An 18,094-nucleotide genomic window follows, 5' to 3' on the forward strand; every position below is an offset into this window, starting at 1 on the left:
CCCGTCATGGTCCCGGAGGGGTGTCCTCCCCGCTGGGCCGGCGCCGAGGTTGGACCGCCGGCCATGCCGATGTCGCAGGGGCCGGTGCGGTGTTCCTGGCCGCCCGGTATGGCCTTCCGGGCACGCCCACACGGTGAACCGCCTGGGGGATGGTCCCGGTCCGCTACGGGGCGAGATCGGAGTGCTGCGGCGAGGCTCCCGTGCTCGTGCCCGGCGTCTGCAGCCACGTGGTGAGGACCTGGCAGGCCAGCTCGAGGTTTCCCATCTGGCAGTGTTGGTCGGCCTGCTCGGCCCGGGTGAACATGCGCGTCGTGACGCTTCGGGCGGCCGTGAGCGCTCGGGCCTGCGCCCGGGCCAGGGCCGGCGGCTGGAAGGCGTCGTGCTCTCCGCACATGAGCAGCACGTCCTGGTGCACCCGTGCGCTGTCCAGGTGCTCGGCGTTCATGCCCATGAACCACTCGGCCACATCGGCCGGATCGTCGCTGTCGAGCATGTACAGGACCTGATCGGCCACCATGCGCAGTGTCGGCACCCACCGGGCACGGGTGCGCACACTCCATCGCATGAAACGCCGGTGTTGCGTCATCGTGCGGGCCGGGCCCCGCAGCACAGGTGGGACCCTGTGCAGCCAGTCGTACACCGGCGGCCAGGCCACGACACGGTCGATGCGCGGCTCACGTCCTGCAGCGCGCATCGCCCAGTACCCACCCATCGAGATGCCGACCAGGGCGGCGCGGTCGAGGCGGAAGTGGTCCAGCACCGCCCCGACCGGTTTCTCCCAGTCGTGGTCGAAGGTGAGCCCGTTCAACGTCCGCGCACCACCTTGCCCCGGACCCTCGAAGGCGATCACGTCGAAACCGGCGGCAGCGACCCGCTGGCAGAGGGGCAGGAACTCCTCGATCAAGGAGTCGAACCCGCCGTGCAGCAGCACCGTGCCGACGGCTGAGGTCCCGGTCGCCGGCAGCAGATAGGCCGGCAGCGCCGCACCGGCATAGGGGACCTCCTGGCGCACGAGGCCGGCACCTGCGAACGTGGCGTCGAAGAGTTCGAGACAGCCGCGGTAGCGATCCGTTTTCTCCGCCGCCCGTGGCGGCGTGAAGAATTCCGCGATCCTCGCATATCCGGCCGCGTATCGAGGCCGGGCCTCGGCGGCCGCCCGGCGCGACAAGGCCTCGAACACGTCGACACAGTCGTCCATCGACCGGATGCGTGCCGCGGCGTCGACCAGCTCGAGGGGGTCGGCGAAGCCCAGCGCATGTGCTCGGTTGAACTGGTAGTTCACGAAGTCCCGTCGATGGAACCGCTGGAATCCCACTGGCAGAGGCACGAGCTCGGGATCGCCCATGCTCCAACCGTACTCCCGGAGCGGCCGGGTCTGCCCGTGCCTCCACCGCACCGAAGCGATTCACGGCTGTATCCGACATGCAGCACAGATGCCGGTGCTGGTGATCGTTGCTAGCCTTGTCCGCATGGAGCGTGCTCAGCGATTTCTGCACCCCCGGCCGCTCAGTGGCCGCGGGGTTGTCAGCGGGCATCTCTGAGCCGCCCAGTCTCCGCAGGCACGGCCGGGGGAACTCCCGTTTCCACCACCGGTCCCGCCACCACAGGAGACTTCCATGTCGGCACCCTCGTACATCACCCCTGACCAGCTCGCCCGCGCGCTGACCCTGCGCGACCTCAGCGACCCAGCACAAGGCGCGCACTCGATGCAGCTCCTGCTCGATGATCTTGTCGCCGCGCTGCAGCACCGATGGAGCAGCTCCGTCCGGCTGGTGCGCCATCCGCCTCTCGTCGCGGTCCATGACAACTACGACCGCCTGGGCTACGACCCGGGCGACGTCACCCGGGCGCAGCGGTACACCCGCTACGTCTCGCCGACCGTGGTGCTGCGCACCCATACGAGTGCGGAGCTACCCGCAGCGTTGCAGGACTACCGCGGCCGGTCCGACATCGACGAGCTGCTCGTCGTCCCGGGCCTCGTCCACCGACGTGATGTCGTCGACCGCACGCACGTGGGTGAGCCGCACCAGGTCGACCTGTGGCGGATCCGGTCCACACCGAGGACGACCGATCAGGAGCTGCTCGAGATGATCACCACGGTCGTCGAAGCAGTCCTCCCAGGAGCGCGATGGCAGATCACCGACGTCGAGCACCCGTACACGCTCGGCGGACGACAAGTAGACGTGCACATGGACGGGCAATGGCTCGAGCTCGCCGAGTGCGGGCGCATCCACCCCGATGTGCTGCGCGGCTCGGGCCTCGACCCGCAGCGGTGGTCCGGACTGGCCTTGGGCATGGGGCTGGAACGGGCCTTGATGCTGCGCAAGTCGATCCCCGACATCCGCTACCTGCGCTCCGCAGAGCCGCGCATCGCAGCCCAGATGCTCGACCTGGAACCATGGCAGCACGTCTCGCCGCTCCCCGGTACGCGGCGGGACATCTCCGTCGTGCTCGATGACAGCGAGGACGACGAGACCATCGGCGATCGGATCCGCACAGCCCTGGGGCAGGACGCGGACCTCCTCGAGTCCGTCCAGGTCCTGTCATTGACCCGCTACGAGCAGCTTCCCGCCACAGCCCGTGACCGTCTCGGCATCGCCCCCGGTCAGAGCAACGCGCTGATCCGGATCCACATCCGCCCGCTCCTGCGGACGCTCACCTCCGCCGAGGCCAACGAGCTGCGGAACACGGTCTACCTCGCTGTCCATCAGGGCCCTCATGCCGAATTGATCCAACAGCCAGCAGATCCTGCGCAGAATGAGCACAGGTAAGAGCCTGTCGCCGAGAGCAGTGTCAGCCGATGAAGGAACTCCCCGTGCCCCGCGGTCAGCCTGGGGAACAGGCGATGCCGGCTGCACGGCCGGAACCATGCCATGAGCTGACCCCTCGTCAGCAACCGACCGTATGCAAAGCACTGCGGAGGGGCCGGGCCAGGTGCAGCTGTCGACCTCCCGCCGGTCCGGTACAGGCGGCCGGCTCCGCGTTACCCACCGGTCAGGGATTGCCCGCCGATGCGCACCGGCTCAGAATGAGGCGACGGATGGGGGTCCGTCGGCGGGAGGGGATACCTGTGGGCGTGCGACCTCCACAAGGTGATCACGTCTTTCGGGGGTTCTGGGCATGCGCCGTTTCCTGGGGTTTTTCACCCACGTCATCGTGGTCGGCTTCTTCGTCTCCCTGGCGGTGGTGTGGTCGGGTCCGGCGCAGGCCCGCACCGTCCCGGAGACCCTGGCCGAGGCCAAACCGGTGCAGGCGGGGGAGGTGACCACGGCCTTCTCCATCGACTACGTCGGAGTGCTGTGGGACACCCCTGTCGGCCAGGAACACGCCGCGGAGGCCCCCGGTCCGGAGCCGCACGGGGCGGTGCGGCTGCGCCACGACGGGACGTGGGGGCCCTGGCTCCCGTTGGGCGAGGATGGCGTCACGAGCGAAGGGCAGTGGGCCAGTGGCCTGGTGCCCGCCGGTGACGCCCAGGCCTACCAGGTGCGCGGCATCCCCGCCGGGGCCGAGTCCCCGCGCGCGGTGGCCATGAACACCACCGACGGACCCCGTGTCACCGTGGACCAGGCCCCCGGTGGGTCCGCCCAGGCCCTGAACAGCAGCCAGTGCCGGACCCGCGCCGAGTGGGGTGCCGACGAGTCCCTGCGCCATGACGCCGCAGGCAAGGAGGTCTGGGCCCCACAGTTCTACGACGCCCAGGTGACGACCGTCCACCACACCGCGACCACCAACAACGACCCCGATCCGGCGGCCACGGTGCGGGCGCTCTACCGCTACCACGCCATCGACCAGGGCTTCGGCGACATCGGCTACCAGTACCTGATCGACGAGTCCGGGATCGTCTACGAGGGCCGCTGGTCGGGCGCGGCCAGCACCTCGTGCGGGGCCGCCGGCGGTACCGGGGCGGACTTCGCCCACGAGGAAGGCACCGACCGGATGGTCACCGGCGCCCACGTGGTCGGGTGGAACTCCGGCAACCTCGGGGTGGCGCTGCTCGGGGAGTTCACCAACCACCGCCGCTTCGGTGCCGACCCGAAGCCGGCCGCGGTGTCCTCCCTCAAGGACCTGCTGGCCGAACTCGCCCTGCGCCACGACCTCGACCCGACAGCCACGGTCACCTACACCAACCCCGTCAACGGCACCCAGAAGACCGTGCCAACGATCGGTGGGCACCGTGACTACGAGGCCACCGAATGCCCCGGGGAACGCCTCTACGCCCAGCTGCCCACCATCCGCCTGCACGTGGCCGACCGGATGGCCGCCTCCGCCGACGACCCGCCCATCGTGGCCCTCACCACCCCGGCCGATGACGCCACGGTGAGCGGCACGGTGCCGCTGACCGCCGAGGCCACCGATGATGTGGGAGTCACAAAGGTCGCCTTCGCCGTGGACGGCACCACCGTGGGCACCGACACCGACGGGGCCGATGGGTGGACGGCGTCCTGGGACACCGCCACCGTCGCCGACGGCGCGCACACGGTCTCGGCGACCGCCATCGACGCCACCGGGCAGACCTCGACCGACCTGGCCGGCGTCACCGTCGCCAACAACGACGTGGCCGCCGACTCGATGCACGTCGGGGACCTCGATGGCACCACCCAGGCGCAGAAGAACCGGTGGACGGCCACGGTCGTGACGACCGTCGTCGACAACACCGGGGCCCCCGTGGCCGGGGCGACCGTGCAGGGCACCTGGAGCGCGGACGGCACGACCGGTTCGTGCCAGACCGCCGCCGACGGCACCTGTGCGATGAGCAGCCCTTCGACGTCCAGGACCACGTCCTCGATGAGCTTCACGGTCGGCTCCCTGACGCACCCGACCGCGCTGAGCTACGTTGCCACCGGCAACACCGATCCGGACGGGGATTCTGACGGCACCACCATCACGGTCACCAGAAGCAGCTGACAAGCGATGCCGTGCGCGGGATCCTCGGCGCCACCTACGAGGAAGCAGTGGCCGGCGCCGGACCGGTCTCCCCGGACCGAGAACCGCTGACGAGGAGAATGCCCCTTGCACCAGGGGAACGTCAGTCCTGGCCGTACCATTGCCAGGTTTCGGTGTCGGTGCTTGGCTGAAGATGCAGGCCCGTTCCGGGTCCGCACTTCCAAGGAGGATCATCATGGCTGGTCACGACGAGCAGGCCGAACACACCAAGGCCGAACACACCCACGGGGACAACTGTGGGCACGACACCATGCAGCACGGCGACCATGTGGACTATCTCCACGACGGTCACCGGCACTCCGAGCACGAGGACCACTACGACGAGTGCCAGTAGCCGTTCCCGCAACAGCTCGAGGAGCCCCGCCGGGACAGGGGCTCCCCGAACCACCTCCACCAAGGGTGGACATAACGCATTCCTGACCACGACGAGCAATGCCGCATATGTGAGCGATATCCGAGCTGGCTTGATGGCAGCTGTTCCGCCACATGTCGAGCGGCCGGGACTCCCTCACCGCCTCACCCGGGTGAGGCGGTGAGGGAGTCCCGGCCGAGGGCCTCGACGAGGTCGGGCTCATCGGCGTTTCGAAGGAGAGGATGGTGCCGCCGAGTCAGCGCCGCTGTGAGTCCTGACGGGGCCGCGGCTTCTCCGTCGGATGGGGTTCAGAGGCTGGAGTGGTCGGCCGCGGCCTCCGGTCCAGCGCGTCCTGGCCCGCGGCGAGCATCTGGCCCACCGCGGCCGGGTCCTCCCGGTTCCGGGTAAGCATCTGCCCCATGGGTTGGCCGCGGACCACGATGATCTCAGCACCGATCATCGCCGCCACCGTCGCGGCGGCCACTTCTTCAGGGCTCTCGTAGTTGAAGCCGTGCTCGGCCTGAGCCTCGGAGCTGTCCGTCATCGGTGTGCCGGTGGCCCCGGGAAAGACGTTGAGCACGTGCACGCCCTCTCCGTAGAGCTCCCGGCTCAGGCCCTCCCCGAAGTGGGCGATCCCGGCCCTGGTCGCCCCATAGGTCGCGCAGAACGCCATCCCGAGCAGACCGAGCTCGGAGGAGACGTTCACGACTACCGCGTCCCCCGAAGCCCGCAGCCCCGGCAGTGCGGCACGGGTGAGCAGGATCGCGCGGCTGATCGGGTCCGTGGGACTTGCCTCCGAACTATGTGGCACGAAAGGTGTGGGTCTGCTGATGCAGCACGGAGAACGCGAGTCCCGGGGTCGGCGTCCCGGAGCTGGGCCGGCTAGTCGATGAGGTGCTCCAGGATCGCCTCGGCGACCGCGACCGGGGAGTCCTCCGTGGGGATGTGCTTGCCGTCCACCTCGACGAGGTCCGCCCCCGGGATCTGCTCGACGTAGCGGTAGGCGAAACCGATCTTCTGGAAGTCGTCGTCGCGGCCCCACACCAGGCGGGTAGGCAGCGCCGCCTCCTGCAGGGCGGGCACCAGCTCCATGGTATATCTCGGGTCCGCGGCGGCGGCCAGCGCCGTCCAGGACCGGACCCGGGCCGGCTCGCGCCAGGGCGCGAGGTAGTCGGCGAGTTCCTCCTCCCCCAGTTCCCGCCCCACGCTGCCGCGGGTGGAGGCCGCCCGGGCCGCCAGCAGATCCTCCACGGTGGTGGCCGCCCGTACCTGCGGGTCCCGGAACCGCTCGACCGCCGGCACCGGCCAGGAGTCGAACATCACGGAGTTCATCAGCACCAGCTTCCGCACCCGGCCGCTGGTGGCAGCCACGTGCTGGGCGATCCCGCCGCCGATGTCGTGGCCGGCCAGGTCGAACTCCTCCAGCCCCAGCGCGTCGGCGGCGGCCAGCACGGTGTCGGCCAGGGCCGGGACGGTGGCGTGCTCCACGTCGAGCTCCCCGCCGCTGGCGCCGAAACCGGGCAGGTCCAGGGCTAGGCACCGGGCGGTGCCGCCCAGGGCGGGCAGCACAGGCTGCCACACCCGGCTCCAGAAGGTGCCGTGCAGCAGCAGCAGGGGCCGGGCCCGCGGGTCACCGGCGGTCAGGACGGACAGCTCCGTGCCGTCCACCTCGACCTGTTCACGGGTTACGGGGTAGGTCATGGGATGGGCTCCTGTTCCAGTTCGTGCCTCAGCGATCCGGTGATTCTCGACGACCGAGCCTCGACAGACACTTCATCAGCATGCTTGGTGCCCTCCGGACACTACGCCTACGCGGGAAAGCCGACCACTACCCACCGCCGGAGAACCCTTCGGGCAGTGAAGCAGGCCGAATCAAGCCGACCTCGGACAGCCCGAGCAATACAGGAACCCCATGCGCAACGCCGCAGTCCCCGCCCGTCGATCGCAGCGTCAGCAGTCCTCGGTGGGAAGACGGGGGCACCGGGGCAGGAGCCGGAGGCTCTGTTCCGGCCATGAGATCCACGGCGCAGTCCCAGGTGCCATGGACGGGAACGAGGCGGCCGCCGCGCAACACAGAGGTTTCGTCTCGGCCCGTTGAATTCCCGAAGTCAACAGAACCGGGGCAGATCGGGTTTGTGTCGCTGACGGGGTGGTCTCGAGGATGCCGGCTGGATACGTTGCAAAGACAACTACCTCTCCGAAAGCGAGAAACAGATGCGAATGAGCGCAGCCAGTGCCGCACTGATCACCGCCGTCGGGCTCTCGGCCCTGACCACCGCCCCGGCCACCGCCGCGATCCTGCCGTTCCCCAGCTGCGACGCCGCCGCAGCCGCCGGCGCCCACAACATCCCCGCTGCCAGTCCGGCCTACTCCCCCGCCCTGGACACCGACTCCGACGGTGTGGGGTGTGAGAGCGACACCTACGCCTACGACGCCGCGAAGGTCGCCGGGATCGTGGCCACGGACCAGCAGCTGGACGGGCTGCCCCCGCGCACCGGCATCGTTGCCGGCCCCGGCGGCACCGGCCTGGAGGAGGCACCGCAGATCGAGCAGGTCCCCGTCGGCGGCGCCGACACCGGCGTGGCCGTGGAAACCGCCGACGGCAACGGCGCCGCCGCGGCGACCGGTGGCCTGGCCCTGACTGCGGCCCTCGCCGGTGGCGTGTTCCTGCTGCGACGGCGCACTCGCACCGCCTGAGCGGCACGCACGGTCCGACAGGTCTGTCCCACCTCTGGCACCACCACGACGACAGGGTCGGATCGCTCCGACGGACGTACCGGCAGAGGCCGCAAATCCCATAGCTGGGAGTCCGGCAACCGGCCGTATGCAAAGCGGCGGACGCCGATGTGCTCATGCACCGCTGTCGGCACTCGAGCCGACACCTGCTCAAGAGGCCCTGAGGCCGCCGGCATCACATCTTTCGGCCCAGAACGTCCTCGGGGAACCTCCAGCACATGGTGGGGCGTCATGCCGCGGGCCCGGGGTTGGCTCAGGAGAAGACGTACTCGACGTCGCTGAAGTCGTCGGCCGCCAGAGCGTAGAAGAAGCGCAGCTTCTGCGTACCGGTGTTCCGGATCCCGTGCTCGCTGGAGCCGGGGATAAAGACACTGGACCCGGCGCGCACCGGGTGCTCTGCCCCGTCGAGGGTCACCACGCCCTCTCCGGCCAGCACGTAGTAGGTCTCGGCCTGCTCATGCCGGTGCAGGGCGAGGAACCCGTCCTCCTGGAGCTCGGCGACCCCGGTGACCAGCTGGTCGGTGGGGGTGGCATCGGCCGAGAACAGGGGGCGCCAGGTGAGCCGGCCGCGTTCGTCGCTCCAGCCCTCGACGGGGCGCTCGTCCTCCTCGAGCACGAGGTTTGGAGGGGTGGCGGTGTGATCGGTCTCCATGCCCCCAGTACACACCATCGGGAAACCCGAGCACACGCCTCCGGGCGCTCTGCAGGTCGCCACAGCCTTTCCTGGCACACACGAGAAGGACCTTCAGTGCAATCGTGTGAACTATGGAAAGTGTGGCGCCCGGGCCCTGGTGGTGGGGCCCTACTGTTCCGGGGCGGCACCGGAGGCCGGGCCGGGGGCGCCGCCCGGTCCCATCCCGCCGGTGGCCTCCAACTGCTCGGCGGTGCCGACGTCGTCGTTGGCCAGGTCGTGCGGGATGGTGTGCACATGCTGCCAGCCGATCATGAGCTCGGCCAGTCCGCCGGTGTCACCGGGCTGATTCTGGGTGGCGAACTTGATGCAGACGTCGGGGCCGCTGATGGTGAAGGGGATTCCGTTGTCGGTGGCGCAGTCGCAGTGGGAAAGGATCCTCGCCGTACTGCTGTCCGGCGCCAGAAGACGTCGATCTCGTCGGCCGAGCAATATCTGCCGGCCCCACGACGACCGACCGTCACCGCCCGCACCCCACCGAACCGAGCGGCGGTGTGGGGACGCGGGCCCGGCCCGGGCGGTGTGACAGCACCCCCGATTGCTGGGGCAGCACTACAGTGCCACGGTGCGGAAGCCGATGTTCCCGCTCGCGGAGTCGGGGGTGTTCGCGCTGCGCGCGGCGACCCGGTATCTGTTGCAGTACGACTCGTGGCAGAGGTGGGAGCCCCCGCGCATGACCCGTCCCCTGCCGACCTTGGGTCCCTGAGGATTCGTCGCCGGGGAGTTCCGGTAGTACTTGGGCAGGAACCAGTCCGCGCACCACTCCCAGACGTTGCCGCTGGTCTGGTGGAGGCCGTACCCGTTGCTCGGGAAGTGCCGGGCCGGCGCCGTGGTCAGGTAGCCGTCGTCCATGGTGTTGCGCACCGGGAACTCGCCCTGCCAGATGTTGCAGCGGTGCTCACCGTCCGGCTGCAGGTCGTTGCCCCACGGATAGCGCTGACCGGTCAGGCCGCCTCGGGCGGCGTACTCCCACTCCGCTTCCGTGGGCAGCCGCCGCCCCGCCCACCGGCAGTACGCCATGGCGTCGTTCCAGGAGACCTGCACCACGGGGTGGTCGGGAATGTCCTGCCACCTGCTCCTCGGCCCGGCCGGGTGCGCCCAGTCCGCGCCGCGGACCACGTGCCACCAGGGCGTTCCGGTGGCTGCGCCCTCGATGTCCGCGGCGGCGGCCCGGGTGGCGAGGTGGAACACGGCGGAGAAGCCGAAGGTCTCGGATTCCGTGCGGTACCCGGTGGCGTCGACGAAGGCGGCGAACTGGGCGTTGGTCACCGTGGTGACGTCGATGCTGAAGGCATCGAGCTCCACCGGATGCACGGGGACCTCCCCGTCGGACTCGTAGCCCTCGTCGAAGTGGTCGCCCATCAGGAACGTCCCCGCAGGGATGCGGACGTCCTCGTGCGTCGCAACGCCCGCCCTCGTCCCCACGACGCCCTCGCCCCCGAGCCGGCGCTCCGGCTCGGGGGAGCGCCTGGCGGGTGCACAGCAACTGGTCAACGTCTTTCCTCACTGTCTCGCGTGGCTGTGGCCCGGCGCGGGTTTGCGCCGGGCCACGTCCGGTTCCTCTCGGTGCGGGGCGGACCCGCACCGCTGTCCTCAGGATCGCACGATGCGCCCGACCCTACTGGTGGGCCAGCAGCGCTCGTTGCTGCTCGGCCGCCGTGAGCTCCTCGACGTCGTCGTGCAGATCGACGCGCACGGTGTCGATGGTGCCGGTGAACGCGTTGTCCAGCACGGGGTAGTCGTCGGTCACCGGGGTGCCCCGGTCGATCCCGATGTTGAGGGTCTCGTCGAAGGAGAAGTAGTAGGCGGTGGTCTTCTCCACGCGTCCCTCCCCGACCTGCTTCCCATCCACGCTCAGTTGCACGGTGCCGCCCAGGCCGACCCCGCCGCCGTCGTAGAAGAACTCGAACACCAGCTCCCTCGTCCCCGGTTCCAGCGGCTGGTCGGAGCCCACCGTGTAGAGCTCGCGCCCGTAGCAGTTGTAGGCGTAGCTCAAGCACCCGTCCACCACGTACAGGGACCAGCCGCCGAACCGGCCGCCCTGGGCGATGATCACGCCCTCGGCTCCGCCCTCGGGCACCTCGACCCGTGCGGTGATCCGGTGCGAGCGGTTCTTCACGTTGGGCGCGGTCTCTTCCGTGAACCTGCCCATGCCTGCTCGGTACGTCACGGACGCCCGGTCCCCGAAGAGGTCGATGCGGCCGGCCAGGGTGGGGTTCTCCCGTTCCGTCACCCGGTCGTCGAGGGGGAAGACCTGGTACTTGCTGGCCTCGATCAGGAAGAGCTGCTGCAACTCACGCAGCTTCTCCGGGTAGCGGTCGGCCACGTCGTGGGCCTGGGTCCAGTCGACGGTGGTGTCGTACAGCTCCCACGTGTCGTCGTCGAAGGACGGCAGGCCCTCCGGCACCATCTGCCACGGAACGCCGTGTCGGGTGACCGCCGTCCACCCCTCGTGGTAGATGCTCCTGTTGCCGCACATCTCGAAGTACTGGGTCCGGCGCCGGTCGGGCGCGCCCGGATCGTCGAAGGAGTACACCATGCTGGTGCCCTCGATCGGCTGCTGGGCGACGCCGTTGACCATCACCGGGTGCGGCACGCCGGCGGCCTCGTAGATCGTCGGGGCGATGTCGATGACGTGGTGCCACTGGTGGCGGATCTCGTTGCCGCGGGTGATGCCGTTGCCCCAGTGCATGATCATGCCGTCGCGGGTGCCGCCGTAGTGGGAGGCGACCTGCTTCGTCCACTGGTACGGCGTGTTCATCGCCAGGGCCCACCCGACCGGGTAGATCGAATATGTGCTGGCGTCACCCAGGGTGTCGATCTCCTCGGCCATCGTCTCGGTGCTGTCGGCGAACCCGTGGCCCACCAGGTGTTCGCGGGTGGTGCCCTCGAGCCCGCCCTCCCCGGAGGCACCGTTGTCTCCGAGGATGTAGACGAACAGGGTGTTGTCGAGCTCGCCGATCTCCTCCAGGGCGTCGACGAACCGGCCCACCTGGGCATCGGTGTGCTCGGCGAACGCGGCGTAGGTCTCCATGAAGCCGCAGGCGACCTTGCGCTCGGTCTCGTCGAGCTCGTCCCAGTGCGGGACCATGTCGACCCACGGGGCCAGCTCCGCGTCCTGGGGGACGATGCCCAGCTCCTTCTGCCGGGCGAGGGTCTCCTCGCGCTGAGCGTTCCACCCCTTGTCGAACCGGCCGCGGTACTTCTGCTTCCAGTCCTGGCCCACGTGGAAGGGGCCGTGAGTGGCGCCGAAGGCGATGTACGTGAAGAAGGGCTTGTCCGGGGTGAGGGTCTTCTGCGTGTTCACCCAGTCGATGGCCCGGTCCACCAGGTCCTCCGAGAGGTGGTATCCCTCCTCCGGGCGCCGAGTGGGCTCGATGGGCGTGGTCCCGTCGAAGAGCTGCGGGTACCAGTGGTTCATCTCGGCACCCATGAAGCCGTAGAACTTGTCGAAGCCCTCCCCGGTGGGCCAGCGGTCGAACGGGCCCGAGGCGCACACCTCGCGGGGAGGAGTCTGGTGCCACTTCCCGAAAGCGGCCGTGCTGTAGCCGTTGCCGCTCAGGGTCTGGGCGATCGTGGCAGCGCTCGGCGGGCGGAACCCGGTGTACCCGGGGGCCGAGGTGGCCATCTCGGAGGTCACGCCCATACCGACGGAGTGGTGGTTGCGCCCCGTCAACAGGGCCTGCCGGGTCGGGGAGCACAGTGCCGTGACGTGGAAGCGGCTGTACCGCAGGCCGCCGCCGGACAGGCGCTCGGCCGTGGGCATCGCGCAGGGGCCGCCGTAGGCGCTGGACGCCCCGAACCCCATGTCATCCACCAGCACCAGGACGACGTTGGGGGCGTTCTCCGGAGCCTGCAGCGGAGCCACTGGCGTGAAGGCCTCCGTCTGCTGCCGGACGTCCATCACCGTCGGTACGGACTTCGTGGTCCCCGGGATGGGGAGAATCTCACGGATTTCACGCATCGTAGTTTGCTCCTATCGTAGGTTTCTGGGGTTCGATCGGTGGTGCCGACGAGCTCAGATTCATGGGAATGAAGCTCGAATGCTGCTGTCGGGTGCGCCTCTTGCGACGCGGACGCACCGCGAGCAAGCACCTGCAGGCCGTGGACCGACTGATCACTGGGGCCTTTCACTGCAGGCCCTCATTCAGCGGGGGCGAGCTGTACCGCATCGAGATGACCGACATGGGAAGTGCGAATGATCGTCACCGGTTCGCTCCGTTCTCGTTCGGTCTGCACAGCGGTGCGGCATCGCAGCTTTCAGGTCGAGGCCGGGCAGGTCATCGTCGCGTGCCTTTCACGGCCCCGCCGTCGTTGACCGGGGCACCGCCCGGCGGGACCGAGGTCGCCGGCTGCGGGGAGTCGTCATGACGACGGACGCCCTCAGTCGTAGATCTCTCGTCCTCACCCGTCTCTGCGTCCTCGGTCGCCTGCGCGGGCACGATGCGGATCTGGCCGGTCACGGGGTCCCAGCCGTCGGCCCATTCACCGGTTTCGTAGTCAAAACCCACCGGCTCGCCCTCTGCATTGGTGCGCTGGTACCACTCCGTGTACTCCTGGCACTCCGAATCGGTTTCGGCACCGGCTCCGCGCCCCGGATCGGTCTCGACGACCTGGAGGCCGAAGTCGTCCCCGTACTTGTGGACGCCTTCTCGTACGGCATTGCTCACCGCGATCTGGGCGTACTGAGCACGCAAAATATACGGGTCCGATCGCAGCTCTCGGAACCAGGCGAAGATGATCAGGATCATCACGACGGCGAACGGCACGGCCGTGACGATCACCAGTGATTGCAGCCCTGCAAGAGCGGACGTGCTCCCGATCAACAGCATGACCACGGCGATCCCGGACATGACCAGGCCCCAGAAAATCACCACGACTTTGGGGGGATCCTGACTGCCGCGCGTGGTGAGAATACCCATGACCACTGAGGCGGAGTCGGCAGAGGTGATGAAGAAGATCGCCAGCACCACCATGATCACCAGAGGAAGCCATTCCGCGAAGGGAAGATTGTCCACCAAGGTGAACAGCACTTCGGGAGGAGCCATCGAATCGCTGAACCCCGGCCTCCCCTCCCGATACATCCAGATCGCAGTCGCCCCCATGGTTCCGTACGCGACAAAAAGCAGTGCGGACGGAATGAAGATCACACCCAGGATGAATTGTCTGATGGTCCTGCCGCGAGAGATGCGCGCGATGAAGATGCCGACGAACGGTGACCAGGAGATCCACCAGGCCCAGTAATAGACGGTCCACGTGGATTGGAACTCGCGCGTTTCCTCGCCCCAGGAAGCAGACCGTGCCATCAGATCGAACAGTGATCCGACATACTCCATGATCGCCGATGGCAGTATGTTCAGCAGGAACAGCGTCGGCCCCAGAATGAACATCACTCCGACGATGCCCAACGTGAGAATGATGTTGATGTTCGAGAGATAACGAATTCCTCTGGCGACGCCGGAAACGGCGGAGAGCACGAAGCAGATCGTCAGCACACCGATGATCCCGACGAGGACAGTATTCGTCAGCTCAGAGACACCCGAGACAACGGTGACGCCTTGGCCGATCTGGAGCGCGGCGATCCCCAGCGCTGCAGCCGTGCCGAACAGAGTCGCGATGATGGCGAAGATGTCCACCAGTTTTCCGGCGAATCCCTCAGTCTGCCTCTTTCCGAAGAGGTGCCGGAAGATCGAGGACATCAACAGCGCGCGTCCGCGCCGGTATCCCACATAGGCGACCGCGCCGCCCACCAGGGCGTACATCGCCCACGCGTGGAATCCCCAGTGGTAGTAGGTTTGAGCCAGCGCCTGATGCATGGCTTCGACCGACTCGGCCTCGACCGTCCTCGGCGGCGGGTTCACGAAGTAGGCCAGCGGCTCGGCGGGGCCCCAGAACAGCACACCGATGCCGAGACCGGCGGCGAAGAGCATCGCCACCCAGGAGAACGTGGAGAATTCCGGGGTCTCCCCGTCCTTGCCGAGCGGAATCTTCCCGTATCGGCTGAGAGCCAACCACAGCAGGACCGCCAGCACGACGGTGGCGACGGCGTTGAAGAGCCAGCCCAAGTTGGCGGTGGTCCAGGAGAAGGCCGCGCTTGCCACCTCGGAAACGCTGGACGGGCTGAGAACACCCCAGACAACGAAAGCCACGGTCAAAGTACCGGCCACAGCGAATACGACCCTGTCCAGACCGTAATGCCGACGCTGTTCATCGACGCTGATACCCGGGACCAACGCCGGGTGAATGTTGTGAGGATACCGCGGCCGGAGGAAATCCAGGCTGCCTATCGGATTGCCGGCCTTGCGACCGGCATGTTGAGCTTCGTCGCCGCCCCTTTTGTGAGTGGACGATACGTCTTCAGCCATGAAACATGCACCTCTGTTCCTTCGATTTACACTTCAGTTGGAGTGAATGCATAACGATTCGCCGTGATACACGTGTTCGCTCAGTTCAGCGGTGCAGTGGCCCGGCCGGTCCCGCCGTCGGTGACACGACCGGTGCCGCCACCTCGGCGACGGTTCGGCACTGCCATCGAGGTCCGTCAGGAACCGGGGCGTGTCCGGCAGGCCCCGGTCCTCGGAGCCGCGGTGGAGGGGATGTCACTGCGTCGGCGCGGCCTGCAGCGAAGCACTGACTCCGTGCCGGTAGTGGTCGACGCGGGCGTGGTCGATCCGGCGTCCGTGCATGTGCGGTTCCGGATCGGACTTGTAGCGCCAGTCGTAGAGAGGATTCCCGCTGGGGAAGGTCAGCGCCGCCGGCATCTGGATGAACAGGTCCCAGGGATAGTCACTGCGCCCGGCCTCCAGGACCAGAACGCTCCGGGTCCCGTCCGCGCTCAGGCGATTGCCCAGCACGGAACCCGCACTACCGCCGCCCACGATCACATAGTCATACGTCGTCTCCATGAGACGCACCTCTTTCGCCGGGATGGATGGAGGGCCTCCGGGCTACGCCCCGGAACCGAACTGCCACGGACCGGATAGTCACCGCTCTGCGCAACTACTTGCGGAGAGAACAACTCGCGACCTTGAGGGAAGTGTTCCGTGTCACACGGGTACTGTCAAGAGTTGCGCGTGGCGACCTCCCTGGACGCCCTCGCCGGCCGACGAACGACGCTCGACCGCATCGTCGTCCGCGCCCCAGCCAATCGATAGGATGACGACAATGGACATCGAAAAGTCGGAACCCGCCCCCGGCTCCGGAGCCACGCCGGGGACCCATGCCCCGGACGGGGCCGCACCCGGGCAGTTGCAGTCCGTCGACCGGGCCATTACCGTCCTCAAGCTGCTGGCGGACCTCGGCAGTGCCAGCGTCAGCAGGGTCGCGGACGAGCTCGGCGTCCACAAGTCCACGGCATCCCGGCTGCTGAGCGCCCTGGAGGAGGGCGATCTGGTCCTCCAGAACAGCGAGAGGGGTAAGTACCGGCTCGGTTTCGGCATTCTGCACCTGGCCCAGGCCATCCCGGCCAGGCTCAACCTGGTGACAGAGGCCCGCGCGGAGATACTCCGCCTCGCGGAGAACCACCGCGAGACGGTCAACCTGGCGGTCCTGCGGGACGGCCAAGCGGTCAATCTGGACCAGGAGATGGGCCCCACCATGCTCGGAGCCCTCAATTGGTTGGGCAGCATCACGCCGCTCCACGCGACCTCCAGCGGCAAGGTCCTCCTGGCGGCGCTGCCGTCCCCCGAACGCGAGGCCGTGTACGAGAAGCACGGGCTGCCCGCAGTCACCGGCCGCACCATCACGTCACGCCCCGAGCTGGAGCGCCAGCTCATCGACATCGCCGCCCAGGGCTACGCGACCGTCTTCGAGGAGTTCGAGATCGGTCTGAACGGCATCGCGGTGCCCGTGCGCGACCACCGTGGCGCGGTCATCGCCGCCGTCAGCATCGCCGGACCGGCCTTCCGCTTCACGGAGGAAGCGATGCAGGGCCTCGTGGAGGACCTGAAGCAGGCGGGACAGACCATCAGCCGGCGCATGGGCTACATTCCCGACACTCACGCCTGAACGCCGGCGCCCGGGGCGCGCTGCAGGTCGGGGCGAGCGAGCAACGGACGCCCGCCGGAGCCATGGATCCGGCTGCCGGCGGCGCCGTGCGACCCACGGGCTCGCCCGGCACCATCCACTCTTGACCCGGACGCCTCCGCACTCCCACACTGTGTTGCACAGAGGAGAACTAGTTGCGGAGAAAGCTACAAACGTCCGGCCATCCCGCGGACTCCGTCCCGCGCCGGCGACCGTGGGATGCCGGCCACACCGCCTTCGCCGGTGAGTTCCTGGTGCCGGACGACCTCGAGGTCACCCCGATCAGCCACTGGGCGGGCACGCAGAGGGGCGGCTCCAGCCACAGGCTCGCACCCGACGGTCGACACATCCCGGCCCGGCCCTCTCCGCAGCGAGCTCTCTGCACCCGCACGAACAACCAAGGGACATCCAGTGGACCACTCCCGTACCGGACGAGAACCCCTCCGACGCACCCGCCGCGTGCTGAGGAGTGGGATCGAGCCAGACCCACGCTTCACCCTGGCCAACGAGCGCACCTTCCTCGCCTGGATCCGCACCGCCCTGGCCCTGTTGGCCGGTGGCATCGCCGTGGAAGCCTTCACCACCGACGTCTTCCCCGAACAGATCCGCACCCTGCTGGCTGTAGTCCTGCTACTGCTGGGCGTGCTGCTCAGCGCGGGTGCGGCCGTGCGCTGGTACAAGGTCGAACGCAGCCTGCGCCACCAGACCCCCCTGCCGCTGCCACTGATCGCACCACTGCTCGGAGCCGGCGGAGCCATCGTCTCGGCGGCACTGATCGTCTTCGTCATCCAGAACTGACCCGCATGGCCCGCCCCGAGCAGGACCGGAACACCAGCGCCGCCCACGAGGACCCCGGTCTCCAGCCCGAACGCACCACCCTGGCCTGGGGACGCACCGTGCTGGCCCTCATCACCGCCGCCGCAATCTGCCTGCGCTGGATCGCCGACCACGGCGTGTTCGTCCTGACACTGTTCGCGCTGGCGGTGGCCACCGGGGCGGCGATCTGCCTGAGCCAGCGCGCCCGTTATGCCCGCAGCTGCCGCGGGATCACCGACGAGACGGTGGCCGCCGACGCCGCAGGCGTCCTGGGCCTGGCCACGGCAACAGCCGTCCTCGGTCTGCTGGGCCTCTACGTGGTGGTCATCCTCACCTGACCAGGCCGGGTTCTCCGCACCTCGCTCGGACAGGCCCTCCACGGCAACCTCCGGCCGAAGGGCTCACACAACGAACGGCAGAGGAACCGGTACTGCACCGTCGCCTCTTGAGCCGCTGACCGGTAGCCGGCCATATGCGAAGCGGTCCCGTGCCGTGCCTGGCGGGACAGGAGTGCTGGAATCAGAGATGAG

General features: G+C 68.4%; 15 protein-coding genes and 1 pseudogene. 7 read left to right on the forward strand and 9 right to left on the reverse strand.

What is annotated here, in order from left to right:
• Positions 1–163: 163 nt before the first annotated feature.
• Complete coding sequence (locus ABD220_RS10015; protein WP_344122167.1) at positions 164–1,282, reverse strand: alpha/beta hydrolase family protein; 1,119 nt, start codon at positions 1,280–1,282, stop codon at positions 164–166.
• Between the two features lie 334 nt (positions 1,283–1,616).
• Between ABD220_RS10015 and srmL the strand changes: the two genes are divergently transcribed.
• The 3 genes from srmL (at position 1,617) to ABD220_RS10030 (ending at position 5,278) form a co-directional block, all read left to right on the forward strand.
• The gene (gene srmL, locus ABD220_RS10020) at positions 1,617–2,771 is read left to right on the forward strand and encodes a PheS-related mystery ligase SrmL (RefSeq protein WP_344122169.1); all 1,155 of its coding nucleotides are present in this window, start codon (positions 1,617–1,619) and stop codon (positions 2,769–2,771) included.
• A 349-nt stretch (positions 2,772–3,120) separates the two neighbouring features.
• Positions 3,121–4,905, forward strand: a complete 1,785-nt coding sequence (locus ABD220_RS10025; RefSeq protein WP_344122171.1) for an Ig-like domain-containing protein — start codon at positions 3,121–3,123, stop codon at positions 4,903–4,905.
• A 214-nt stretch (positions 4,906–5,119) separates the two neighbouring features.
• Positions 5,120–5,278, forward strand: coding sequence for a zinc transporter permease (locus tag ABD220_RS10030; RefSeq protein ID WP_344122173.1), 159 nt, complete (start codon positions 5,120–5,122; stop codon positions 5,276–5,278).
• A 274-nt stretch (positions 5,279–5,552) separates the two neighbouring features.
• Here ABD220_RS10030 and ABD220_RS10035 read toward each other — a convergent pair whose 3' ends face one another.
• Complete coding sequence (locus ABD220_RS10035) at positions 5,553–6,107, reverse strand: SDR family NAD(P)-dependent oxidoreductase (protein WP_344122175.1); 555 nt, start codon at positions 6,105–6,107, stop codon at positions 5,553–5,555.
• 71 nt (positions 6,108–6,178) lie between these two features.
• Positions 6,179–6,997 (reverse strand): alpha/beta fold hydrolase, encoded by an 819-nt coding sequence (locus tag ABD220_RS10040; protein ID WP_344122177.1) that lies wholly within the window; start codon positions 6,995–6,997, stop codon positions 6,179–6,181.
• A 519-nt stretch (positions 6,998–7,516) separates the two neighbouring features.
• Between ABD220_RS10040 and ABD220_RS10045 the strand changes: the two genes are divergently transcribed.
• Positions 7,517–7,993 carry an excalibur calcium-binding domain-containing protein gene (locus ABD220_RS10045; RefSeq protein ID WP_344122178.1) on the forward strand — a complete coding sequence of 159 codons (477 nt, stop codon included), beginning with the start codon at positions 7,517–7,519 and terminating at the stop codon, positions 7,991–7,993.
• A 292-nt stretch (positions 7,994–8,285) separates the two neighbouring features.
• Here ABD220_RS10045 and ABD220_RS10050 read toward each other — a convergent pair whose 3' ends face one another.
• The 6 genes and pseudogenes from ABD220_RS10050 to ABD220_RS10075 all read right to left on the reverse strand — a co-directional run.
• Positions 8,286–8,684 carry a cupin domain-containing protein gene (locus ABD220_RS10050; RefSeq protein WP_344122179.1) on the reverse strand — a complete coding sequence of 133 codons (399 nt, stop codon included), beginning with the start codon at positions 8,682–8,684 and terminating at the stop codon, positions 8,286–8,288.
• 150 nt (positions 8,685–8,834) lie between these two features.
• Positions 8,835–8,978: a hypothetical protein gene (locus tag ABD220_RS10055; protein WP_344122180.1), complete on the reverse strand. Its 144-nt coding sequence runs from the start codon at positions 8,976–8,978 to the stop codon at positions 8,835–8,837.
• 297 nt (positions 8,979–9,275) lie between these two features.
• On the reverse strand, positions 9,276–10,217 hold the full coding sequence (locus ABD220_RS10060) for a formylglycine-generating enzyme family protein (RefSeq protein ID WP_425552547.1): 942 nt from the start codon (positions 10,215–10,217) through the stop codon (positions 9,276–9,278).
• A 124-nt stretch (positions 10,218–10,341) separates the two neighbouring features.
• Positions 10,342–12,687, reverse strand: a complete 2,346-nt coding sequence (locus ABD220_RS10065; protein ID WP_344122182.1) for an arylsulfatase — start codon at positions 12,685–12,687, stop codon at positions 10,342–10,344.
• A gap of 316 nt (positions 12,688–13,003) precedes the next feature.
• A complete protein-coding gene (locus tag ABD220_RS10070; protein ID WP_344122184.1) occupies positions 13,004–15,088 on the reverse strand; it encodes a BCCT family transporter in 2,085 nt (694 codons plus the stop codon).
• Positions 15,089–15,379: 291 nt separating this feature from the next.
• A pseudogene (locus ABD220_RS10075) lies at positions 15,380–15,628 on the reverse strand (choline dehydrogenase); the annotation flags it as partial.
• A 259-nt stretch (positions 15,629–15,887) separates the two neighbouring features.
• On the opposite strand from ABD220_RS10075, the gene ABD220_RS10080 reads away from it, so the two are divergent.
• From ABD220_RS10080 to ABD220_RS10090, 3 genes are all read left to right on the forward strand, one after another.
• Entirely contained in the window at positions 15,888–16,730 is an 843-nt protein-coding gene (locus ABD220_RS10080; protein WP_344122185.1) for an IclR family transcriptional regulator, read from the forward strand.
• A 429-nt stretch (positions 16,731–17,159) separates the two neighbouring features.
• Positions 17,160–17,546 (forward strand): YidH family protein, encoded by a 387-nt coding sequence (locus ABD220_RS10085; protein WP_344122186.1) that lies wholly within the window; start codon positions 17,160–17,162, stop codon positions 17,544–17,546.
• A gap of 5 nt (positions 17,547–17,551) precedes the next feature.
• Positions 17,552–17,902 (forward strand): DUF202 domain-containing protein, encoded by a 351-nt coding sequence (locus ABD220_RS10090; protein WP_344122187.1) that lies wholly within the window; start codon positions 17,552–17,554, stop codon positions 17,900–17,902.
• The last annotated feature ends 192 nt before the right edge of the window (positions 17,903–18,094 follow it).

Origin of the sequence: Kocuria aegyptia, from assembly GCF_039530085.1 — a bacterium.
Classification (GTDB): Bacteria; Actinomycetota; Actinomycetes; order Actinomycetales; family Micrococcaceae; genus Kocuria; species Kocuria aegyptia.